The 23,437-nt window shown below is 36.4% G+C and carries 14 protein-coding genes; all 14 read right to left on the bottom strand.

The features are described from left to right. Position 1: 1 nt before the first annotated feature. Positions 2-817, bottom strand: coding sequence for a 3-keto-disaccharide hydrolase (locus tag AO058_RS10160; RefSeq protein WP_075326362.1), 816 nt, complete (start codon positions 815-817; stop codon positions 2-4). 42 nt (positions 818-859) lie between these two features. Then, positions 860-2,203 carry a Gfo/Idh/MocA family protein gene (locus AO058_RS10155; RefSeq protein ID WP_075326361.1) on the bottom strand — a complete coding sequence of 448 codons (1,344 nt, stop codon included), beginning with the start codon at positions 2,201-2,203 and terminating at the stop codon, positions 860-862. 100 nt (positions 2,204-2,303) lie between these two features. After that, positions 2,304-4,547, bottom strand: a complete 2,244-nt coding sequence (locus AO058_RS10150; protein WP_083634165.1) for a LamG domain-containing protein — start codon at positions 4,545-4,547, stop codon at positions 2,304-2,306. A 451-nt stretch (positions 4,548-4,998) separates the two neighbouring features. Next, on the bottom strand, positions 4,999-5,373 hold the full coding sequence (locus AO058_RS10145) for a discoidin domain-containing protein (RefSeq protein ID WP_075326358.1): 375 nt from the start codon (positions 5,371-5,373) through the stop codon (positions 4,999-5,001). Positions 5,374-5,694: 321 nt separating this feature from the next. Continuing rightward, complete coding sequence (locus AO058_RS10140; protein WP_075326356.1) at positions 5,695-6,816, bottom strand: ROK family protein; 1,122 nt, start codon at positions 6,814-6,816, stop codon at positions 5,695-5,697. 191 nt (positions 6,817-7,007) lie between these two features. After that, positions 7,008-7,982 (bottom strand): N(4)-(beta-N-acetylglucosaminyl)-L-asparaginase, encoded by a 975-nt coding sequence (locus AO058_RS10135; RefSeq protein ID WP_075326354.1) that lies wholly within the window; start codon positions 7,980-7,982, stop codon positions 7,008-7,010. 145 nt (positions 7,983-8,127) lie between these two features. Further along, positions 8,128-9,393 carry a SusD/RagB family nutrient-binding outer membrane lipoprotein gene (locus AO058_RS18685; protein ID WP_250637705.1) on the bottom strand — a complete coding sequence of 422 codons (1,266 nt, stop codon included), beginning with the start codon at positions 9,391-9,393 and terminating at the stop codon, positions 8,128-8,130. A gap of 28 nt (positions 9,394-9,421) precedes the next feature. Further along, positions 9,422-10,024: a SusD/RagB family nutrient-binding outer membrane lipoprotein gene (locus AO058_RS18680; protein WP_250637710.1), complete on the bottom strand. Its 603-nt coding sequence runs from the start codon at positions 10,022-10,024 to the stop codon at positions 9,422-9,424. Then, a complete protein-coding gene (locus tag AO058_RS10125) occupies positions 9,909-13,169 on the bottom strand; it encodes a SusC/RagA family TonB-linked outer membrane protein (RefSeq protein ID WP_232228824.1) in 3,261 nt (1,086 codons plus the stop codon). The genes AO058_RS18680 and AO058_RS10125 overlap by 116 nt, the downstream gene beginning before the upstream one ends. A 205-nt stretch (positions 13,170-13,374) precedes the next feature. After that, positions 13,375-15,615 carry a GH92 family glycosyl hydrolase gene (locus AO058_RS10120; RefSeq protein ID WP_075326352.1) on the bottom strand — a complete coding sequence of 747 codons (2,241 nt, stop codon included), beginning with the start codon at positions 15,613-15,615 and terminating at the stop codon, positions 13,375-13,377. Between the two features lie 2 nt (positions 15,616-15,617). Further along, the gene (locus AO058_RS10115) at positions 15,618-16,805 is read right to left on the bottom strand and encodes a peptide-N-glycosidase F-related protein (protein WP_075326350.1); all 1,188 of its coding nucleotides are present in this window, start codon (positions 16,803-16,805) and stop codon (positions 15,618-15,620) included. A 15-nt stretch (positions 16,806-16,820) separates the two neighbouring features. Continuing rightward, complete coding sequence (locus AO058_RS10110) at positions 16,821-19,139, bottom strand: glycoside hydrolase family 20 protein (protein ID WP_075326348.1); 2,319 nt, start codon at positions 19,137-19,139, stop codon at positions 16,821-16,823. 3 nt (positions 19,140-19,142) lie between these two features. Next, positions 19,143-22,304, bottom strand: a complete 3,162-nt coding sequence (locus tag AO058_RS10105) for a glycoside hydrolase family 2 TIM barrel-domain containing protein (RefSeq protein ID WP_075326346.1) — start codon at positions 22,302-22,304, stop codon at positions 19,143-19,145. Further along, positions 22,304-23,431: a family 10 glycosylhydrolase gene (locus tag AO058_RS10100; RefSeq protein ID WP_075326344.1), complete on the bottom strand. Its 1,128-nt coding sequence runs from the start codon at positions 23,429-23,431 to the stop codon at positions 22,304-22,306. Before AO058_RS10100 ends, AO058_RS10105 begins: the two co-directional genes overlap by 1 nt. Between the last annotated feature and the right edge of the window lie 6 nt (positions 23,432-23,437).

Below are 23,437 nucleotides of genomic sequence, written 5' to 3'. Positions count from 1 at the left end.
TTTATAATCTTTTAATTTTAATATTTCTAAACCAGATGGGGCTGGCGTGGTCCTGCAAACCGATATAACCAGACTTAAACTTTGCATAATCGGGACTGCCTTTCCATTTACCTGAATCTCTTTTCTCTTGCCAGTCTTCAGATTTAGGATTGAATGACACTACCATTTCCCCATTAAGCCAATGTTCAACCCTCTCTGGGGTATATACAATCTTACTGGTATTCCACTCTCCAACCGGATTCAATTTTTTCTTCTCAGAATAGGGTGCGTACATCGCATAATCGGCAGCTGTTTTGTTTAATGGCTTTAATTCTGAAAGGTTTTCAGTATGACCAAGACTCTTATTGTAACTAACAAGGTCATGAATATTCTCATAATTTTCATCATCTATAAGCTGATATTCAGGAGCTACTTTTGATGGGTTTTCATAGCCCTCTTTTACATGGTAGAAAATCCCGCTATTTCCCCCTTCCGGAAGTTTCCACTCCAGGGAAAGTTCAAAATTATCAAACTCTTCAGCACCATAGATAATGTCCCGGCCTCCGGTATAATCTTCTTCTTTCCCAAGATCGGTTTTATAGGTTAATATACTATCTTCTATGACCCAACCCGGTGGCATCTCTTCTTCGCCATACCCTCGCCAGCCCTCAAGGCTACTACCGTTAAATAAATATTGCCAGTCTCCCTCTTTTTGTTGAGTCTGGGCAGTATTTTCCTGATTTTGGTTATTGGTTTCAATTTCTTCCTGTTTTTTATCTGAATTTTTACACGCTATGGTCGAAGCTGCCAAAAGCACGTATACCATTATTTTTTTCATCTGAATTATTTTAGGTTGAAGTATTATTATGAACTTTTAGGATTAACCTAATTTCATTTTTTCAGGATCCCAATTTATAAATCCGTTCTTTTTATAACTTTCATTACAAAGTAAAGCCGGGGCAGCAGCGCGAAATCCGAAAACAGGGTCTTCAGCTACGGAACCATTCTCTCGAATTGCGGTAAAGAAATTAGCAAAATGGTCGTAATGCGCTCCTTTATAACCGTTTTGCGCTTTATAAATAGTTTCCAGTGGTGGAACCAATTTTTTGCGGTCTGGTCGTCCAGACTCTTCTTTTGCTTTTTCTGCCAAAAATGGATCATCACTTTCACCACCAGCATTGCGTTTTAAGGTTAGACTATCCCAGGCTATATCCATAGATCCTTTACTTCCTACCAGTTTTAAGAACGTACTACCACTGGTGCCGTCTACGAAATTACAACGCAGGGAAAGGTTAAAAGCCGGATGTTGTTTAGTATCGGGATAATCAAACATTCCTAAAAGTACATCCGGAACTTCCCGTCCATCATCCCAATGACGTAAACCTCCGGTGGCTGCAATTTTGTTAGGTCCATAAGAGTTCGTGATAAAATGCAGGCTGGAAAATAAATGCACAAACAAATCACCCGCCATTCCTGTTCCATAGTCTAAATAGTTACGCCATCTAAAAAAGCGTAAAGGGTCGAAAGGCCGATCTTCACTGATGGAGATATATTTCTCCCAATCTACGGTTTGAGTAGAAGCATCATCTGGAATAGGATATTGCCAGGCCCCAAATGCGGAATTACGAGCCCAGAAACCTTCGGCATAATTTAAAGTTCCTATTGCGCCTGCCGCCAATAATTCTTTAGCCTTTTCATTGCCTAGAGAAGACATCCCTTGGCTACCTACCATATAAATTTTACCGGATTTCTTCCAGGCTTTTATTATTTCGTTACCTTCCTCTACGCTGTGTACCATCGGTTTCTCACAATACACATGTTTACCTGCATTTAAGGCGTCAACACTCATTTTTTTATGCCAGAAATCTGGAGTTCCTATAATAACTGCGTCAATATCACTGCGTTTTAAAATTTCCTTATAATCTTTGGTAACAAACAAGCTGTTTCCCCAACGCTGTTTTGATTCTTCCAACCTGGCATCGTATAAATCACAAACGGCAAGTAAATTAATATTGTCATGGCTTAAAGCAGTAGTAGTATCTGCCACTCCCATTCCCCCGGCACCTATTAAGGCGATATTTAAGGTTTTGTTACCAGTAAATTTAGTTTGCCGGTTAAGTAAATTTACCGGTTTCGTTTCGGAAGCAAAGCTTGAAGGGATAATGGCAGCAGTGGCTCCTGCTACTCCCAATTTTTTAATAAAAGAACGTCTATTATTCTCCATAGTTATTAGATAGATTTATTTTTTTAACTGCGTAAATCTAACCGGGGAAGACGTAATATTAAGGGTAATAAAAGGGGTAATAAGCCCGAAAATTTCTGATTTATTTAACTAATTTCATAAATTCCGGGTCAATAGTCTCATTATAATAACTTTCGTAAAGTTTTTTATAGTTTTCAACGGTCTTCTTTGCGGAACCGTATTTTTCCTGTTGTAATAAACAGGAAACTTTTTTCCTAACTGCAGGTTCAAATAAAGGATCTACCACCAGAATAGCTTCAATAACTTCAATCTTTCTCGAATTATCTAAAACTTCGTTTTCCAGGAACGGAGTTAACAGGTCTAATACCCTGGAATTATATTCTGCTTTAATAGCATCCAGCCATTCTACCTCTACCTGGGGAAGTAAAGGTCCTTTAGAAACAATTCTGGCAAATTCAATAGCATGAATCTCAGAATGAATTTCCTTTTCTGATGACCAAAAATCAGGTAGTACATTATTTAAGATAAAAACGTCTACTTTACCTGTTTCTGAAAATTGAAATTTCCATTTTTTATCTTCAAATAAAATTTCAGCATCAAGCTGCTTTTCCAGGGTTTTTCTCAATTCTTTTATTTGAGTACTTCTATTATTTTTTTTGTTTTCAGATGGAAAACCCGGCCACAGGATATCGCTTAGCTTTTTTGAAGTGATCCCACCATCGCGTAGCGTAAATAGTAAAATCAAGATTAATAATTCTCTCCGTTTTGGAGGTAATTTTGATGTAATATCTTCTCCCTTTTTATTCCACACCTTAAACCCATTTAATAAGTTAATGCTGTTTAGTTTGATATTTTGCTGAACTGGAGCCAGGGGTTTTTCCTCCGGGATCTGGGTTTCTGGTTTTACTGTTGGCTTTCTTCGGAAAATAAAGAATGCGGGGATGATTAAAATCAAAAAAAGACCCGTTAAATACAACCAATTATTGGTAAAAAAAGAATGCTGATCGCTACCCGTTTTTTTCAAATAAACACTTTTGATTTCATCATCACTTAATGCTCTATCCCATATTTTTAAATCACTCATTAGCCCGGAATAGTATTGACCCCAGAGATTTGTTCCTATAAGTAAGGCATGATCGGTCTGCCGAATATCCGAGGCAGCAATTTCCTCTACCAAGCTCCCATTTACATATACATGGAGTTTTTGTGTGGGCACATATACGAAGGCCACATGGCTCCACTCTCCTTTTTTGATTACAGCTTTTGAGGTAGTATGATCTTTAATTCCAGTAGTAGTAAATTGTAACCTACCATCATAAATTTTTGCTGAGAAAGCTTCCCCCTTTCCAATTAAACTAAAACTTCCATCTACCTCATCTGGTTTTATCCAGGCGCTAATACTTATTTCTTCCAGCCTATCCTCCGGTCTACTCCTAATGTCTATATAACTCGAGGAACCGTTAAAAATACTGACGCGTTTATCTCTAAATGTATCTTTTTCAAACTCAACATCAGTAGCGGTGCTTTTATCATCCTTATTGGCTAAATTAGCCACTTGTCCATCCAGGGGCAGGGAATACCTTAACTTTTCCTCTATCTCATATTTTATGGCCCGAAATGTTTTTGGTCCTGAAATTCTTCTGTTTTCATCGGTAAAATTATAGATATCAGGAGAGAACATAAATCCCCTTTTTTGGGGTGATAAGGTAGAAGCACTGGTCCTAAAAACACCACAAGTTTCCAGATGGGGGAATTCTTTCCAACCAACTTTGTTTAATTCTTCATTATTATAAGTAATCCTAGCTTTATATATTGGCTTCTTATAAAATTCTTTTTTTAAATACTCAATATCTTTGATAAAAGGTGAAGAAATAATATCGGGAACCACTCCTTTGCTGAAAAGTAGTTCTTCAAGAAAAAAATCAATTTCTTTTTTACTTTTTAAACTATCAACGGAAATTAGATTAAATTCTTTGCAAACCTCAATCTCGGATAATGAATCGCTTACAAAAGGAATATAATTTAGTTGATTTGTTTCAATTCCAATAATTTCATTTTCTTTAGAAGAACCTGGCGGTTTTGTAAAAATTTTGAGAGAATCGTCTAAAAAATCCTGTAGTTTTTCTCTGTGGCGATTATACAGTAAAAGAACCTGGCGCTGTGTACTCAAAAGTTGATTAAAACCGTCTTCATTATTTTTTAATTCCGAGACAGCATCAAAGTAAAATGTATTATATCCTTTTTGTAAATCAGATAAAGGATTAGAACTACCAGTTTTTAAAAGCCACAAAGAATCAGGGTGTTTCTCCTGTCCAAAAGTGCAAACACTCCACACAATGAATACAAAAATGAAGAATCTCTTCATAATTTACTAATAGAAGGTTTTTCTGAGGGAGAAAGTTAGTGAAAAAAGCCAGAGTTTTAGAGTCTTTTCGCTGATCTATCTCTCAATTTCTTCCAATTATTTGGTACTTAAAAGTTAAGAGAAATGTAATCTTATAAATAACTGTTTAATACATAATCTATTGAAATATGAAATTTTCAACTCCAGATTTGGGTACCTTACGGAGAAGATATTCTCCAATTTTTTAGCTAAATTAAAGGATTTGAAGATTCTTCTAACACAGCTTATGCATTATTGAAATTGCATTGTACCCAATAGTTATAATTAACTTTGGAATCGCCTACTTCAGAAACATCAAGTGTAGATTATAGACCAGTATATCAATTAAAGAATAAAATAATTGAGCAGCCTCAGGTTGTAAACCTGCTAATTCCCATTTTTATTGTCCTAATACTTCTGCTTGACAATCTTATCATTCTGTAATTACTCCTATTTCAGCAATTCCAAAAACTTCCGTATCATCAGCACTTCGTTTCCCTACGAATTTAAAATATCGTGCCTTTGTCGTTTTAAATTCAATAAGCTGTTCTATAGGGTTATTTTTAATATTTGAAAATTCACCCTCACTAACCTTCTGCCATTGTTTTCCGTTTTCGCTAAGCATAAATTCATAATCTGCAATTACACCTTGTAGCCATCTACTTTGTTGGGGTAAATAAGTAAATCCTTTTAAATTATAGGTTTTACCGAGGTCTACTATTACCTCCTGCGGAAGTTTCCCTTGTTTTGTCCATACTGAATTTTCATCGGCATCAATAATTTTTTCTGCATCATCATTTTTATTCAATACTTTCCAATCCTTCTTGGGTATATCCAGACTAATGTTGGAAACTTCACTATATGAATTAGTTCCGGGGTTATATGCTACCGCTATTACACGGGTAGGATCCCGCAGTAAAAATTCTTCAGAATAAGGTATCCTTTATGGCTTTTTCTTCCGGAGATTGTGCAAATCCCTGAAAACCAATTAAAATACCGAGAAATATTATCGTTTTTTTCAATTTCATTATCCGTCTAAGTTTATAAATGCTTCCCCGTTAAAGATATTCAGGTAAAATCAAAGTTTAATTGATTGTTAATTACTATTTTTATTATATAATTTATCCCTCTACTTCTTTGTAGTTAGGGTAAAATTTTCAACTTGATTTAAAGCTATGGCGTAGGCGCCAAGCATAATTGCTTTACTTGTTCCCAAGCGGGAAATCCCTATTGGAATTCCTTTGTTCGCCATAAATTCTACTTCACGGGAAGAAAATGGAATCTTTACTTTTTTTGTTGCTCTGCGATAAAATTCGTTTTTGCTTTCCTTCTCTTCAAAAGAAAAAGCCCGGGATACTATTCGATTCAACTTTTCTCCTTTACGAGTTTTAATTTCGCCATTTAAATGTTTTAAGATTTGAGGAAGTAATAATTCAGAAGAACCAGACATCCCTCCGCCAATCACCACTGCACCGTCTATTAAGGTTATTATATTTGCTAATGCTTCAGCCGCCACCTGGGCCATATTATCATAAGCCGTTATTGCAGCTTTTTTATTTCCATTTTCATTTCCAATTGCTATTTCAAAGATCTCCTTCGGACTGCGTTCCTCGCTTTTGCCCGAGAGATTTTTATAATAAAGTTGAATTCCTCGTACACTAACACTTTCTTCTGCTATGATTTCGGGCTCTAATAAATTGCGCATTAACCAGACCTCCCCTCCAGCCGAGTTATCGCCTTCGCAAATTTGATTATTAATTACAATACCACCTCCAAAACCAGTGCCCAGGGTAATACCAATAAGGTTTTTAAACTTTTTATTGATTTCAAAATCTCTAAAACCCTTATTAACCTCTGTTAGAAAACCACCAATACTTTCTCCATAGGTAAATAAGTCTCCATCGTTATTAATAAAAGTAGGTAGATTAAAATAATCTTCTAAGAAAGGCCCTAACGCAACACTATTCTTAAAGCCTGGAAAATTTGGCGGATTTATAACAACTCCTTTTTTATAAGCAGCAGGACCGGGAAAAGCAAAACTTATGGCTACCGCTTTTTCAGGATATATGGCTCCATTAATTTTTTCGAATCCGGTGATGATTGTATTAAGACATCTTTTTAAATCGTTAGAATAAGAAGGTAAGGTTAATAAATCAGTTATAGGCTTACCACCTTGTAGGGCAGAGAAAACAAAATTTGTACCTCCAGCATCTAAGGTTAATACTATTCGCTGGTCATTGAATATTTTCATTTTACACGAGAAAATTTTTTAATTATTAAATATTGTATTTCCTAAAATACTGTTTGGCATTAATTCCATATAAAATGGATACCCATCATTGAAGGAAATGGCTAATGGTATTTCTTTTTCTTTTCTAACTCAGAAATAATCCTTAATATTTACTATAAACCAAGCACGTTTAAGGCTTAAGGATCGGCTTTTTATAGGTAAGATTCACTCTTAATATTTCTGTTTTCTCCAGCTCTATTTACTACATAAGTAAACCCTGGATGAATACAATAGGAACCTACTTCTCCCTTTTTATTTACAGCCAGCAGAGCCACCTGAAAATCTTTATATTTCGAATTATTTTTAATTATTCTTTTTATAGCAAGCTCACACGATTCCTGTGGTGATTTTCCCTGGCGCATTAATTCTACCACTAAAAAGCTGCTTACATTTTTTAAGATTTCTTCTCCCATACCAGTAGCTACCGCTCCCCCTACTTCATTATCTAAAAATAAGCCCGAGCCTATAATTGGAGAATCACCTACTCTTCCCTGCATTTTATACGCTAAGCCTGAAGTTGTACAGGCTCCAGCTATATCCCCGGTTTGATCTATTGCTAACATTCCAATAGTATCGTGATTTTCAATATTGATAATAGGTTTATAATCCTTCTCTTTCAACCATTTTCTCCATTCCTTTTCTGATTTTTCAGTCAGAAGATTTTTTGGTTTAAAGCCATTTTGAATAGCAAAGTTATAAGCACCTTCTCCAACCAGCATCACATGAGGAGTTTCTTCCATCACTTTTCTAGCAACAAGTACCGGATGCTCTATATTTTTAAGATAAGCAACACTGCCGCAATTACCATTGGGAGCCATAATGCAGGCGTCTAAGGTAACTTCGCCCTCCCTATCGGGGGCGCCGCCATTACCCACCGTAGTATTATCTAAGTTGGCTTCTTCTACCATTACTCCTCGTTGAACAGCGTCTAATGCCGTGCCCCCCTGGATCAATGTGGCCCCTGCTGTCTTTCCAGCTTCCTGAAAATTCCAGGTATTAATACTAACGGGACCAGTTTTAATAGAGAAATCTTCCTGTTGAAAAGCAGGTAAACTGGAACAGGAATTTAAAAAGGGGATACCCAGGCTTATAGTACCGGCAGACTTAATAAAACTACGCCTTTTCATATAATAATAGTTTAAGATTAAAAAATTCAAGGGCCATCGGAATTAATCGATGACCCTTATGAATGATATAGAAACAATTACTTCGTGTAATAATTTTTAGAATTCAGAATTTTAAAAAATACAACAATTCCTTAAAATTATCTATTTATTCAGGTTTTGCCCACCATAAAGGGGTGAGTACACTATCGTCTCCTCCTAAATGATTAATAGCCTGTTGATAACCTTCTGGAACATTATTTTGTAAGTTACCGGGATATCTTAAACGCTGTGGAAAAAACTCCTGTCTACTTTCATTATAATTATTTTGTCCCAGTGCAGGTAAATTTGGTAAGGAATTTTCTACTGCCGGATTTTCGAAAAATGGTAAACCTAAACGTCGATGGTCGTTCCATGTCTCAAGAGGTAGCCAGGGAACCTGAGCTATAAATTTTTGTGTTATAATTTTAGTTAAATGATCATTCTTCACATTTCCATTTTGATAAAGGTGGTTGTTTGGATAAGAGAATGTTGTTGTTTCTTCACTCCCGGTATACCCGTTAATATAAGTTACAGTTCTACTCATAGGTTCAGCCGTATGGCTCCAACTAACCGAAGTACCTGCGCGGTTATAATCTTCTGAAGCTACATATTCTTCAGTATAAGAGGAGATATTCCAATAATCAAAACTTTGCTTAATACCTTCTTCATATGCAATTTGGCCATCGTGTGGCACATTCCATCCTCTAACTGCCGCTTCGGCAATTAAGAAATAGCTTTCCCAGGATCCAAAGAATACTCGTTCAGAAGTACTATTTCTAAATTTATTGGCTAAACGAGGCAAAGTTCCTGGCCAGCTATAAACCTGGTTTCTAGAACCTTTTTCACCCCAATCTCCTATAGAAGGTGCATTCCAGGTAAAGGCTGCATCTATTTCTTCTACAACATTATCACCATCCAATAAATTTCTGGTCGTGGTTCCGGTTGCAGAAAGATCCCAGGATGGGTATCGGTTCATTTCAGGATTGTCAAACCAACCCGGAATTATATAAGCTTTATAAGCCCTGGGATCTATTTCGGGATGTAAACCATCAAACCAATATCCTGCAGAAGGATTATTAGTTAAAGTAGTAAAATGATTTTCATATTTGCGACCAAAATAACCTTCAGGTTTAATATATTGATGTAAATCTGAGGGTAATAATTCTTCAGAAGAAATTCCACCTAAACCAATCATTAAGTTGTTAAGTGTAGGAGAAAGGTACTGATGGTTCCATTCTCTTGTCATAACTCCTGTTAATGCATCCCAACCAGGTCTTTCAGCAACTTTAAAACTTTCATCCCAATTGGTTATAAACTCATCACTAGCCGCAAGTTCAAATTCAGCCTGGGCTTTAGCTTCATCTACCTGAGAAAGTCTCATTGCTAATCTCATTCTCATGGAATTGGCATATTTTTTCCAGTTATTGAAAATTATATCCATACGCGGGATCAAGATCCTGAACATTTGATGGAACAGTTACCTCTTCATCCATATCAGCAACGGCCTCTTTTAATTCAGTTAACATAAAATCGTAAACTTCCTCTACACTGTTAAAATCAGGATTTTCTCCCTGGAAACCGTTAATAGCAATAGGCCCAAAATTATCAGTCATTTCACTTAATAAGTAAACTCTCCAAATCCTGGCTACCTGTTTTAGGTTATTGGTATACTCATTTATATTTCCATTCTCAATTTTTTCATCAGCAATTTGAATTGCTGTATAAGCGTGATTTAACCACCCTGAAATAGAATTAAAATAATCATTACTCCAGCCATCATTATATGATCCTATAGGCAATGTATTAGTTCTATCTTGTCTTCCAGCGGCTTTCCAGTAAAGTACAAATGCTCTTTCTGACACGTGAGGATCCTGTTGAGCAGATACAATTGAATTATTTATAAAGTATTCAACCTGTACCTGATCTGCATTTGCGGCTACGGGATTTACATTGATTTCTTCGAAGTCTGAACAAGAACTTATCCCAACAAGTACTGTTGCTGCAACAGTCCATCTTTTTATTATATTCTTCATAATATTTCTCTTTAAAAATTAAAATTTTACCCCCAATATTTAAAAATACGGTTCGGATAGTTGGGGAAGCCAGGTTTTCAAATCCAACGGCATTGGTGGCAGTAGCAAAAACCGACTCTGGGTCTACCCCATTTAAGTTACTGTCTATCATCCAAACATTATTTGCAGAAATACCGGCATAAGCCTGGTTAAAGAAGGTATTCTCAATCCATCGGTTAGGCAAATCATATCTAAGGTTTACAGATCGCAACCTAACATTTGTAGCATCGTAAATGTTAGCTTCATTAATACCAAGGTTTCCTGATCTTTCGGTAAGGTTCATCCAGTAAAGTTGAGGAGATACACCTGTAGTATTTGGACTAAAGTTACCTGCACCATCAACTACTACACCATCAATAACCAAATCTTCACGATTTCCATTCACAACAGTTTGAGCTCCTGTTCCTGCATTTTGGATTGCTCGATTAGTTCCTGAAAAAATCTCTCCTCCAATTCGTGCATCTACCAGAAAACTTAAACTTAAATTTTTATATCTAAAAGAGTTTGAGAAACCTAAAAGAAAATCGGGTTGCTGATTCCCCAGACGCTCCCTATCGCTACTAGCAAGAGGTATACCTTCCTCATCTACTATAATTTGTCCAAAATACGGGCTAGATTCATCTTCAACACGCTGGTATTTTGTACCATAAATCTCTCCATAAGGCTCACCTTCCACGGCAAGAATGCTCACATTATCAAACCCTCCAAGAGTATATTGACTAACTCCATCTGCAAGTCTATTCACCGTATTCACATTTCTTGAAAAGTTTAGGTTCATGTCCCAATTAAAACCATTCGGGTTGTCTAAAATTCGTCCATTTAACATAAGCTCGAAACCTCTATTTTCGATATCTCCGGCATTAACTTTAACGCTGCCATAACCACTTAAAGGATTTAAAGGTAAATTGATTAACTGCCTTGTTGCATTAGTTTTATACCAGGAGAAATCAATACCGAATCGGTTATTAAAAAACCTAGCGTCAAATCCTATTTCGTTAGATCTAATTAATTCACTTTTTACATCTGGATTATAAAGCGTTCCATTTCTACCTGCCGTAGTATTTCCATTTGGATCTTTTCCTATATTATAAAAATTAAATAACTGATAGGCTGGCAAATCGTTACCCACTTCAGCATAAGATGCTCTTATTTTAGCAAAAGTTATCCAGTCTGGTAAAGTACCACCGGTATTTTTTATCATATCACTAATTACTAATGAAGTACTTACCGAAGGATAAAAGAATGAACGATTAGCCTTGCTTAAAGTAGAAGACCAGTCATTACGCCCGGTAACGTCCACAAAAAGAAAACCATCGTAATTAACCTGAAAAGTTCCGAATAGCGAATTAATTTTTTTGTTAGAATAGCCCTGAGAAACACCAGGATTTGCAATCCCATTGTTTAATGAAAATAAATTAGGCACTTCCAACTCTCCAGCATTGCTACTTATTAAACTGGATTCTTGCTCCATAAGGTTTCCTCCCAATGTTACTGCTGCACCCCATTTTCCTATAATATCATCTTTCGAACCACTTATCAATGCATTATAGTTGGTTTCTCTAAAGGTATTCTTACCTAAACTGTAACGACCAGTTGGTGATAAAGGACTACCGCTGTATAACTTAGATTCTGTATTAGTGGTATAAAGATCAGCACCAGCTTTTATTTCAGCATATAACCAATCATTAAAATCATGGCGAATAGAACCGTTTAGCATAAACCGGTCTCTAGTGTCCATGTTTAAATTGTTTCTATAAGCCCAATAAGGATTCATAGAGTTAGAAGGAACATACCATCTCATATTTCCAAATTCATCAGTATCACGCTCGTATTTCGTAACATCTAAAGACCGTGGTAATAAATACATTGTAGAAAATGCATTAGATACATTTACCCCATTTAACGGACGATTTTCAGCAGTAGATCTAATATACTGTACTTTTACATCACTCTTCCAATTATCCTTATCTCCAAAAACAGACACTCCACGTGTCATAAGATTTAAACGTTTTAATGTTGCTCCGGGTATAAGACTTTGATCGTCTAAATGGTTAACTGAAGAAAATAAAGAAGTCCCATCACTAACCTGTTGCTGAAAAGATAAACTATGGTTAACATTTAAGCCATTATCAAAATAATTGTCCAAATTATCATAAGCCTGAAGTTGTTCTTGCTCTCCTTCCGCATTTTCAACAGTTTGGCCCTCAATTTTTGGCCCCCAACTTAAACCAGACTGATTATCATATTGACCATTGGCACCCTGGCCAAATGAACTTTGTAAATCTGGTGAACTGAAAATTGATTGAAAACCTATATTGGTTGAATAACTTATTCCTAAACCTTCCTGAGTTTTTCCAGTTTTAGTAGTAATTAAAATAACTCCATTTCCTGCACGAGAGCCATACAGAGCTGCTGCTGAAGCTCCTTTTAAAACCGTCATACTTTCAATGTTTTCAGGATTTAAATCTCCTAGCCCATTCCCCATATCTGGTGAAGGGTTCCAGAAATCATTGTTAGCTGCACCGGTGAAATTATCCATTGGTACTCCATCAACCACAATTAAAGGCTGATTATCTCCTGTAAGGGAGTTATTACCTCTTAATACAATTTTAGAAGAACTGGCTGGCCCATTACTCCCTCGCACTACCTGCAAGCCGGCAACCTTACCAGTCATTGCGTTGGCAAGGTTATTTTCCCGGGCTTCTGTTAGGGATTCCCCTCCAATTTCCTGAAGCGCATAACCCAGAGATTTTTTTTCTCTTTTAATTCCAAGGGCGGTTACCACCACTTCATCGAGCGCTTCAGTATCGGGGGCTAATTCAATTTGAATTTCCGATCCTTCAGGCTCAATTTCCTGGGTTATATATCCTAACATAGAAAATTGGAGAATACTCCCTTCATCTATTTCAATTGTAAAATTTCCATCGAAATCAGAAGAGACCCCGTTACTGGTTCCTTTTTCCACGACATTTACTCCCGGAAGCGGCATGCCATTTTCGGCATCAACAATATTACCGCTCACGGATTGTGATTGTGCCAGCAAGACTTGAATGCTACACAATAATAAAGATGCAAACAAGAATAATTTTTTGTTCATTATTATTAGTTTTTGGTTAATTTCTCGAAACAGAAAAGTGCCTGTTTTCTTAAATTTTACCCAAATTTGTCATAATCTTTAAGATGAAAAATTAATTTCGACTAATAACATAGCTCAATAGCTAAATAACCTTAAACGAAAACGTTATCGATAAACTAAATGAATAGCGTTTAACATAAGGAGTTCGTAAAAACTTAAATTATTCTTATTCTGGTGTAAAAAATATTAACTCTTTAGAGTTCACTAAATCTTCGTGGCTAATGAAAAAATTAGGGAATACTTGATTATTTCGCATCAACGTGTAAACCTTCTTTTTCTGGTTTTTAATTTCCTTTTTGCGAATAATTAAACTGTCTTTTCCATAAAAATCAGGATTTAACTTGATTTTAATTTGTTCAAAAACAGGAGTTGTTATGGTGTAAACGGACTTAGCTGGTATAATTGGATAGAATCCCATCATGCTATAAACTGCCCAGGCACTCATTGTACCTGTATCATCATTACCAGGTAACCCATCAGGAGAGTTTTTATAATACTTGTTTAATAATTTATTTACTTGTTTTGAAGCTTTGTTTTCACTGCCTGGAATAAAATTATAAAGATAAGGATAAGCGAAATCTGGTTCATTGGCCATATCAAAGTGGCCTTTTTCAAAAACCGCATCCAGCTTTTCTTCATAGGCCTTCTCTCCACCCATTAATTTTATTAATCCTTCAGCATCATGAGAAAGCATAAAAAGGTATTGCCAGGCATTTCCCTCAATAAACCCTGGATTTTTGCTGAAATTAGCTCCGGCTAAAGGATCAAAACCTTCCATCCATCTACCATTTTCATGTTTAGGTTGAAGGAATTGAGACTCTGGGTTATATAATTCTCTATAACTAACCGAACGCTTTAAAAATTTTTGATAACCTTCTTCCTTACCTAATTCCTTTGCCAGTTGAGCAATTGCAAAATCTGCTATATTATATTCCTGAGTTACCGAAACCGGACCCGCCACACCAGAATCTACACTTACAAAGCCATTTTTAATATATTCATCAAGCCCCGGTCGTAATGGATTGTTTTCAGTTTTTGTAGCACTTTTAAGCATAGCTTCGTAAGCTTTTTCTACATTAAAATCTGTAAGTCCGCGTAAATAAGTGTCAGACAAAATAACTGCAGCAGGATCTCCCACCATTGTAAAAGTTTCTGTAGAATTTAATTCCCATTTAGGTAACCAACCATTTTCATCATAGATCTCTAACATAGAGTTTACCATCTCTAATTGTTCTTCAGGATAAAGAAGGCTGAGTAATTGATGATAATTCCTATAAGTATCCCATAAGGAAAAAGTAGTGTAGCGTGTTCCTTCTGTTTTACCAATTTTACCTGTTGAAATTTCTGGATATTCTCCATTTACATCATTAAAAATATTTGGATGAATTTGCATATGGTATAAAGAAGTGTAAAAAACATGCTTATCTTCTTCATTATTTCCTTTAACCTCAACAACCGAGAGCTTATCCTGCCAGGATTTTCTAGTTTCCGCATATACCGCATCAAAATCTTTTCCACCGGTTTCCTTTTTAAGATTTTCCCGGGCATTTTCTATACTAACATAGGAAACCCCAATTTTTAATTCAACCGAGGTAGGTTCTTTAAAATCATAAGTAAAATAGGCACCAATACTATCTCCTATTACTTCCCGGGTAAAACCTTTTTTAATGCGAGTTTCCCCGTTGTAAGTCATCCATTGGACCTCTTCACCTTCATATTTAGAAGGTGTTTTCCAGGCCCCAAATTCATTGGCAGGTACTGAAAATTCAGCAGCGAAATATACAGGATATGCAGCTTCGGGGCTATTATAACAAAACGAACCTACCGTACGTATTCCTTCAATCTCAGTAGGAGATACAATTTTAACCATAGCTCCCTGCTCGTTAGTAAGACCTAAACCTAAATTCAATAAAATGTTTGATTTCCCCTTCGGAAAAGAATAGCGACTTACCCCCGTTCTAGTTGAAGCCGTCATTTCAGCCTTAATATTATATTCATCTAATTCCGCCGAATAATAGCCTGCTTTAGCCTCCTCGTTTGAATAAGTTGTTCCATAATTGAGATGGTTAATTTTTAAACCTCCAGTAGTAGGCATACTAATAATAACCCCAAGTTCAGGGCATCCAACGCCACTCATATTAACATGACTAAACCCTGTTAAAAATTTATTTTCATAAACATACGGGTTAGACAACCACCTACTATCTTTTTCTAAAGAATTTAAATCTGTACGTCCTGCTACATTAAAAGGAGAAACACTTGCCATCCCTCTCGGGGCTATTGCCCCGGGATGTGTAGCTCCGAAATTAGAGGTACCTATAAATGGATTTACATAATCTACCGGTTCATTTTGAGCGGTTACCCATTGGAATAATAGTAAACCGTATACAACTAAAAACTTTTTCATGTTTATTCTTCATAAGTTAAATAAGCCGAAACCAGCCAGTGATTGAGTTTTTCGCCTTCTATAGGCGTCCCATCAATAGAAATCTTTAATGTATGGTTGCCTTTTTTCATATTACCCAAATTCACAACTTCAGGACTAACTTTTGAGCCGGGGCACCAATTAGAACGAGAAAGGTCTGAAGAAGCCAGGCGTTCTTCAATCTCTTTGTATTCTTTTTTACCCTTTTTGTTATAAGCATAGGCAGTATCCTGACGCGTCCACACTCCAGAAGATGGATTAAACCTTCTAAACGAAGCACAATCGTCACGCCATGGAATAAAATCAATCAATTTACGGCCATCAACGCTCACTTTATTGTTAATTTTTATAAACTCATCTCCACCACTATGCCCCCCGTGACCGGTAGTGATATAATGAAGTTTTACATTGGTTGCATCTTCGGGTAATTCAAATTTAGTTTCCAGGTCCTGATAAGCAAAAAGGTCTGGGTGCTTTTGCCCTGCATAATAAATGGTGTTTACTAAAGGAATCACTTTATTCGTGAGTAATGGTCTTCCAGAGTATTCAAAAGAAACATCTATGGTATAGCCTTCGGCCGTCCAGGTATCAATCCAAACACCTATTATAAACTCCCCGGTAAGTTCTGAAGCCAAATGACTTATATTTTCTTCCCAAATTACGTCTTGAGCCCAATTTGGAATCGAAACAGGGCGGTTATAGCGTATTCTTGGATGCGCTTCTTCATCACTGTAATAACCAACCCCAAAAGGAGTCATAAATCGTAAAATTTCAAGAGCAGGAATATAATCTTTAGTCATTTTTATTCCTGGATAATCTTTAACGCCTGCAGCTGCTGGAAAAGTTTTGGTCCCATTAGCAATATCTTCTATATCAATTTTATCAGGCTCAGTTACTACAAATAATGATCCCGATTTATCCCAGGCATCACCTGCTGATTTCAGGGTCATTTTCAGTTTTACATCTGTACCTTCAGGAAAAACGGGAGCTTTAACCTTTTTAAATAAAAGCCGTCCATCTTGTACCCTTTTAATACTCAAAGTATCACCTTTCTCTCCGTGAAAATTTACCGGTTGGTTTTTAAATACTTCTACAATTTCTGATTCTTGCGCTTTAAGGGCATTACTTAAAAAAGTCAAAACAGAAATTAATACTAATACATATTTATTCATTAAAACTCTTTTTAATTATTCAACAACTATTTCATCTAAAAACAGCCAGGAATCTCCTCCTCCTGGTGAATGACCCAGGTTATCTACTTCTACTTTAATAAACCTTCCTTCTACAGATTCCTCCAATTCTATACTGAAATCTTTTAATTCCGGATTTCCGTTTTCTTTAAATTCGCGCGAAATGCTACCTATAGAACGGTAGTTATTTCCATTCTCTGAGATGGATACAGAAACTTTCAATGGATAATAAATACCAGATCCCTGATTTTCCATCGCTCCCACACTTACTTTATTAATCTCTGTTAACTCATCCAGGTCTATATCAATTCTCACATCGTCTACTAACCATCCCTGCCACTGGCCATCATGGAAGTTTAAGCTTCCACGAAGTACATTTACCAAGCCCACATCTTCCGGTCCCTTGTAACTATCGTGATAGATGGGCTCATACCTTACTTTTTTTCCCACAGCTTTATGAAAACTAAAAGTTTTTTCCAAAACTGCACTGGGTTGTCTTCCATTTTCAAAAACAGCTGCTTTAAGTTTAGTGGTTTCAGAAATCTCCAGGGGCTGAGTATATTTTTTGGAAGATTCATTTAAGGTATTATCATTTAAAGTATATCTAATTTCGGTATTGGGAAATTCATTTTCCAGGCTTATTTTTAAACTTTCAGAATCTAAATCTACTTCGGTTTCTGCGGTAACGGCAAATGCACTTTTGGCGTAGTTAATATTCATTGCCTCTAAACGTGGGAGGATATTTTGTTTTAATTTTTCTGAAAATATCTTCCAATCTTTTTTTTCTTTTGGACTCCATACTACTTCAGAAAGCGCTACCAGTCGGGGAAATAACATATATTCAGAATGACCGGGGCTATCTATAAATTCACTCCATAAATTCGCCTGACCTCCAAGCACATGCTTCTTTTGCTCTATGGACATAGAATCTACTATGGGGTCAAATTCATAAACTTTGCTAAGCGTGGTATAACCTCCAAAGGCCATAGGCTCTGTATCGGGATCTCCCTGATAGTGGTCAAAATACATATGAGACCCAGGTGTCATTACAACATCATGCCCTTGTTTTGAAGCTTCCCATCCTCCCTGTACTCCTCGCCAGCTCATAACGGTTGCTCCTGGGGCCAATCCACCTTCTAAAATTTCATCCCAACCAATTAAAACTCGATCGTGAGAACTAATAAACTGTTCCATTCGTTGTATAAAGTAACTTTGAAGCTCTTCAACATTCGCCAGATCTTCTTCCTGCATTCTGCCCTGGCAATCGGGACATTTTTCCCAATTGGTTTTAGTTGCTTCGTCACCACCTACGTGAATATATTTAGAGGGAAATAATTCCATTACTTCCAGTAAAACGTCTTCTAAAAACTCAAAGGTATTTTCTTTTCCGGGGCAATATATGTCAGTAATTGGCCACACCCCTCCAGAGGGTACCATAATTTCATTTTCAAAACAGGATAGTTCGGGATAAGCTGCAATGGCACTCATCACATGGGCCGGCATTTCAATTTCTGGCACTACAGTAATACCAAGTTCTTCGGCATAGGCCACAATTTCTTTAATATCTGCCTGTGAATAAAACCCGCCTAATGTCGCTTTTTCTCCCGGTTGTGGTGTAGGCCTGGCATTCCAATGCTTATCTTCATGATCTACTCTAAATGCACCTACTTCGGTAAGTTTTGGATATTTCTTAATTTCAATTCGCCATCCCTGATCATCTACTAAGTGAAAGTGGAAAGTGTTTAACTTTAAAAAAGCCATTCGGTCTAAATGCTTTTTTATATATTCTTTTTCAAAAAAATGACGTGCCACATCTAAATGACTGCCCCGCCATTTATACCTTGGACCGTCCTTTATACTTACGAGCGGTATACTCCATTCGATTTCCCGCACAGAATTTTCTTCAATTTCGATAGGCAATAATTGTCTTAAACTTTGAATTCCATATACAAAGCCGGGTAAACCTGAAGCGGTAATTTCTACCTTTTCTTCATTACTTTCTAAAAGGTATGTTTCCTCTTCTAATTTATCATCAAGCTTAAAAATTAGATAATTTTTTTCAGGTTTATCATTAGTAATACCAAGTTTCCAACCGGCGGCACTACTAAATTTTTCGGTTAAAATTTCAGCAACAGGTTTTAGAGAATCGGGGGCTATAATTTTGGTGTTTTCGTTAAACGTAAATTCACCATCCCTTAGACTCATTTGTTCTGGTTCAGGAATTATTTGAATATTAATAGAACCAACTATATTCTCGCTACTTTCACACGAAATAATTAACAAGCAAAGTGCAATTAGTGTAACCTTTTTTATCATAGCTTACTTAGTTTCAGGAGTTATTTTAAAACGGTAGTGATATTTTTCATCTAAAAGCCTGTATTTTTCCAAAGGCAAATGTCCCCAGCTGGTAATGCTTCCCAGCCCCATCTGTGCCGTATCAATAAACAGACTGGTAAGTTCACGCGGTTCTACCTCGGCTGCGTGGCGCTGGTCTCTTTTTTCCCCATCATCCAAATCTTCTATTAAATAGTGTAGCGCAGTAATATTAAACGGTTGCTCACCCTCAACTTTTAAGTTGATGTTATTGCCCTCTAACATTAACCAACGGACGTCTGATTTATTTCCAGTTTCCTGTGGACGGATGTAAGGATAGTATTGCTCTGCGACGGTTTGATTGTACTTTTTTATTAACGCTGAATTTTTTCTATCCTTATAATTTTCGTGAGGTCCTCTACCATAATATTCCAAACGGTTGAATTGTGATGGTAGCTGCATTTCCATTCCAACTCTTAGTGGCATTTTTCTCTTCTCGCTTTGAGGGTCGGTATTTAATTGATAGTTAACTATTATCTCTCCCGATCCGCTTATGCTATATTCTATATACAGGCTGGAAGCGACCTCATCCAGGTCATATTTTGTTGAAATGATATAACTTCCATCTTTTTCTTTATAATTAAATGATTCTAATGGTGGTTGCTCGCTCATCTTTTTCCAGACTTCCAGCCTGGTAGTCAGTTGGGCCCCATAATCATTATCGGTAGGTGCACGCCAGAAATTAGGTTTAAAATCAAAACCTGTTTTCAGTACTTTATTCCCTTTAAAAATATAATCTGTTAGAAAGCCGGTTTCTTTGTTAAAACTAAAAGTAACCCGTTCACCTTTGAACATTACTCTCTTTTCTGAATCCTCAACCTTTATTGCTATTTTTTCTGAAAATTCAAGTGTTTGCTGCTCTCGCACTCTAATAGCTAACTGTTCACTAGAAAGAACATGATTTTCTTTTAAGAGTCCGTCCTCTGCTTTAAGAGTATATTCTAAATTGAGAAATATCTCATTATAATTTTCATTGGGAAGTGGGAAGCCCAAATCGATTTCTTTTAGTTCCCTGGGTGCAATTTCTAAAGATTTTAATTCGCCATTGTCTATAATTTCTCCATCAGCTTGCAAATACCAGTTTAATTTTACACCCGATAAGTCCTTAAAGAATTGTTCATTAAAAACTTTAATCTTAGTAGATTGTGCATCCACCAAACTTGTTCGCACCGGTTGGTAAATTTTCTTAACCTCAAAAGCATGTGGATTTGGATTTCTTTCAGGTGAAAACACGCCATTATTGAGAAAATTATTAGCACTGGGAACATCCTCTGGACCAAAATCTCCCCCATAGGCAAAAATTTTAGTACCATCTTCCAATATTTTATAAATGGACTGGTCTACCATATCCCAAATAAATCCGCCTTGAAAAGTATCGTAGTTCCGAATTATCTTCCAATAATCTTCAAAATTCCCAAGGCTGTTTCCCATAGCGTGAGCATATTCACAAAGAATATAAGGTCTATCGGGATCAGGATTTTTTTGTACATAAGCCAACATCTCCTCGGGAGAGGCATACATTGGTGCAATTATATCAGTATTCCATTCAACCTGCATATCTGCCTTACTTCGATAAGGTAAAATTGCACGTTCATGCATTATAGGCCGTGAAGGATCACGTTCTTTTATCCAGGTATAGCCCTCATACAAGTTATATCCATTCCCCGCTTCATTACCCATACTCCAAATCACAATTGAAGGGTGGTTTTTATCCCTTTCAACCATTCTTTCAAGACGTTCCAGGTGTGCCTTTTTCCAATTAGGATTATTAGCAAGTGTTCTGGTTAAATCATAACCCATCCCATGAGATTCAATATTAGCTTCATCAACCACATAGAGGCCGTACTTATCACAAAGTTCATAGAAATATGGATCATTGGGATAATGTGAAGTTCTAACCGCGTTAAAGTTGAATTCTTTAAGCCTCTTTACATCTTGCAACATTCTTTCGCGAGAAACAACCTGTCCAGTGGTAGGATCTGTATCGTGCCGGTTTACGCCTTTAAAAAGTACTGGCTTACCATTTACCAATAATTGACCATCTTTAATCTGAATTTCCCTGAAGCCTACATTTTGATGAATAATCTCCTGTACTTTTCCTTTTTTATCTTTTAGCGTAAATTTTAGTGTATATAGATTTGGTGTCTCGGCCGTCCATTTATCGGGATTTTCAACATCTATTTTAATTTCTGAAGATTCCTGCCATACGCTTACTCTCTTTTCAGCCCGGTATAACTTATCATCTTCCCTTTCAAGTATAATTTCCAGCCTATGTTTGTCACGTTTGGGGAGATCTGTAAACCCCGGTACGATAGTTAGAATGGCATCCTGGTAATGCTCATCCAATTCGGTTTTTACCTCAAAGTCCTGCAATCTCACTTTTTTTCTTGCAAAAAGATAAGTGTCACGCGTAATACCGCTCATTCGCCAATAATCCTGCCCTTCTAAATATGAGCCGTCACTCCAGCGCATAACTTTCATTGCAATTAAGTTCTTACCGGTTTTAATAAATGGCGTAATATTGAATTCCTGCGGTAATTTGGCATCTTCCCCATAACCAACATATTTTCTATTTACCCAAACTTTAAGGTTTGATTTTGCCGCTCCCACGTGTAAAAACACATCTTTCTGATCCCAATTTTCGTCTATTTCAATGGTACGGCGATACACCCCTGTTGGATTATAATCCACCGGTACTTTTGGAGGATTAATATCTATTAGATTTTCAAATTCATAGGTAGCATTTACATAAATAGGAATACCATAACCATTAACCTCCCAGTTTGACGGGATCTGAAAAGTATTCCAGGAAGAGTCATCAAAGTTGAGGGTATGGAAATTTTTTGGTAATTTACCCGGACTTTCATACCATTTAAAATCCCATTCTCCATTAAGATTTAAATAGTTTTTAGAATCTTTCCAGTTATTTGTTTCTGCCAATGATTTGTTCTCAAAAACAAAATAGGAAGCCCGCATAGGCTCCCTATTTTCTTGATTTATTTCAGGATCGAGATAATATTTGTTTTGAGAAAAAAGGTCCTGCCCTGTGAGTACTAGAGCTAAAAATCCGACCACGAATGAAATATAGTATTCTTTAAATTTATACATTATTCTTCTTTTAGAAGTTCTCTTGCTTTTTTAAGTGCTTCAAAATGTTCATCAGTAAAGGCTCCTCCATCAAAGAATGCTGCTCCTTTTGCTCCATTTTCATAAGCAAACTTTATAGCATTTACCAGTTCTTCCCCATTTAATTCTGGAAGGTAAATCCCGGTGTGCAATTCAGTATTAGTACCCTTTAAATCTTTAACACCCTGCCCTGTAGCAAAACCAATCCAGTCTATTTCTTCATTATAAAAATTTTGATAAATCATAGGTAAAACCATATCAACATTCCATTTATCCCAACGTTGACGTACCATATGATCTGCCATTTCAGGATAAGGAAATACAGCTGCTGTTAAATATTTATCGTTCTTGTGGGCTATTTTATAAGCTTCATCTACAATCGCTTTTACTTTATTCAAACGGAATTGCTTCCATTCCATATCAATAGCCGGATTATCAAAATCTTTCGGATTTTTATGATGCTCTTTTTCAAATTCAGCTACACAAACCTCACAATAGCAGAAATCAAATTCAGCAAGTTCTTCATTTTGCTCTAAATCATATTTTGGCAGCAACCCGATAGGAAGAAAGATATCAGAATACCTAATATAATCCAGGTGTACACTTTCAACACCTTCTACTTTGGCCAAACCTTCTACCAAACTTAAAATATGATTTTTAGATTCTTCCCGGGTTGGGCAAAGCCATTTATAGTAACCAACATAAGGTGGTTGGTCAAAAGTGGATTTACCATCCCTGCTCACTGCGTACCAATCAGGGTGTTTTTGAGCTTCTTCATCTCCCGGGCGGTTCACGGTAAACATCCAGGCATGAACTTCCAAACCTTGTTCTGTAGCCAGTGGAGCTAATTCTGAAAGCAATTGGGCATCAGCTTCTGTATTAATTAATACTGCATCTATTCCATTTTCTTTATATTTTCTGAATTCTTCTGAATACTCCTTATCTGATTTTTCGGGACTGGCTGTTATCCAGGTCCAATACTTAAAATCATTGTTTGAAGAATTGGTTTTTTCTTCAGATTTCTTTGTTGCAGCTGAATCATTTTTAGCAGAAGAATTTCCACAAGCTGTAACTGTAAAAGCCAATAATAAATAATAGATATATTTCATTTTTTA

Origin of the sequence: Salegentibacter sp. T436 (assembly GCF_001932675.1) — a bacterium.
GTDB classification, from domain to species: domain Bacteria; phylum Bacteroidota; class Bacteroidia; order Flavobacteriales; family Flavobacteriaceae; genus Salegentibacter; species Salegentibacter agarivorans.
This window is presented reverse-complemented; position numbering and strand designations above follow the sequence as displayed.

Bases quoted from the DNA above. Each gene is read 5' to 3' on its own strand.
- AO058_RS10115 (WP_075326350.1), bottom strand. From the start codon at position 16,805: ATGAATAAATATGTATTAGTATTAATTTCTGTTTTGACTTTTTTAAGT.
- AO058_RS10125 (WP_232228824.1), bottom strand. From the start codon at position 13,169: ATGAACAAAAAATTATTCTTGTTTGCATCTTTATTATTGTGTAGCATT.
- AO058_RS10100 (WP_075326344.1), bottom strand. From the start codon at position 23,431: ATGAAATATATCTATTATTTATTATTGGCTTTTACAGTTACAGCTTGT.
- AO058_RS10150 (WP_083634165.1), bottom strand. From the start codon at position 4,547: ATGAAGAGATTCTTCATTTTTGTATTCATTGTGTGGAGTGTTTGCACT.
- AO058_RS10160 (WP_075326362.1), bottom strand. From the start codon at position 817: ATGAAAAAAATAATGGTATACGTGCTTTTGGCAGCTTCGACCATAGCG.
- AO058_RS10120 (WP_075326352.1), bottom strand. From the start codon at position 15,615: ATGAAAAAGTTTTTAGTTGTATACGGTTTACTATTATTCCAATGGGTA.
- AO058_RS10155 (WP_075326361.1), bottom strand. From the start codon at position 2,203: ATGGAGAATAATAGACGTTCTTTTATTAAAAAATTGGGAGTAGCAGGA.
- AO058_RS10140 (WP_075326356.1), bottom strand. From the start codon at position 6,816: ATGAAAATATTCAATGACCAGCGAATAGTATTAACCTTAGATGCTGGA.
- AO058_RS10110 (WP_075326348.1), bottom strand. From the start codon at position 19,139: ATGATAAAAAAGGTTACACTAATTGCACTTTGCTTGTTAATTATTTCG.
- AO058_RS18685 (WP_250637705.1), bottom strand. From the start codon at position 9,393: ATGAGATTAGCAATGAGACTTTCTCAGGTAGATGAAGCTAAAGCCCAG.
- AO058_RS10135 (WP_075326354.1), bottom strand. From the start codon at position 7,982: ATGAAAAGGCGTAGTTTTATTAAGTCTGCCGGTACTATAAGCCTGGGT.
- AO058_RS10105 (WP_075326346.1), bottom strand. From the start codon at position 22,304: ATGTATAAATTTAAAGAATACTATATTTCATTCGTGGTCGGATTTTTA.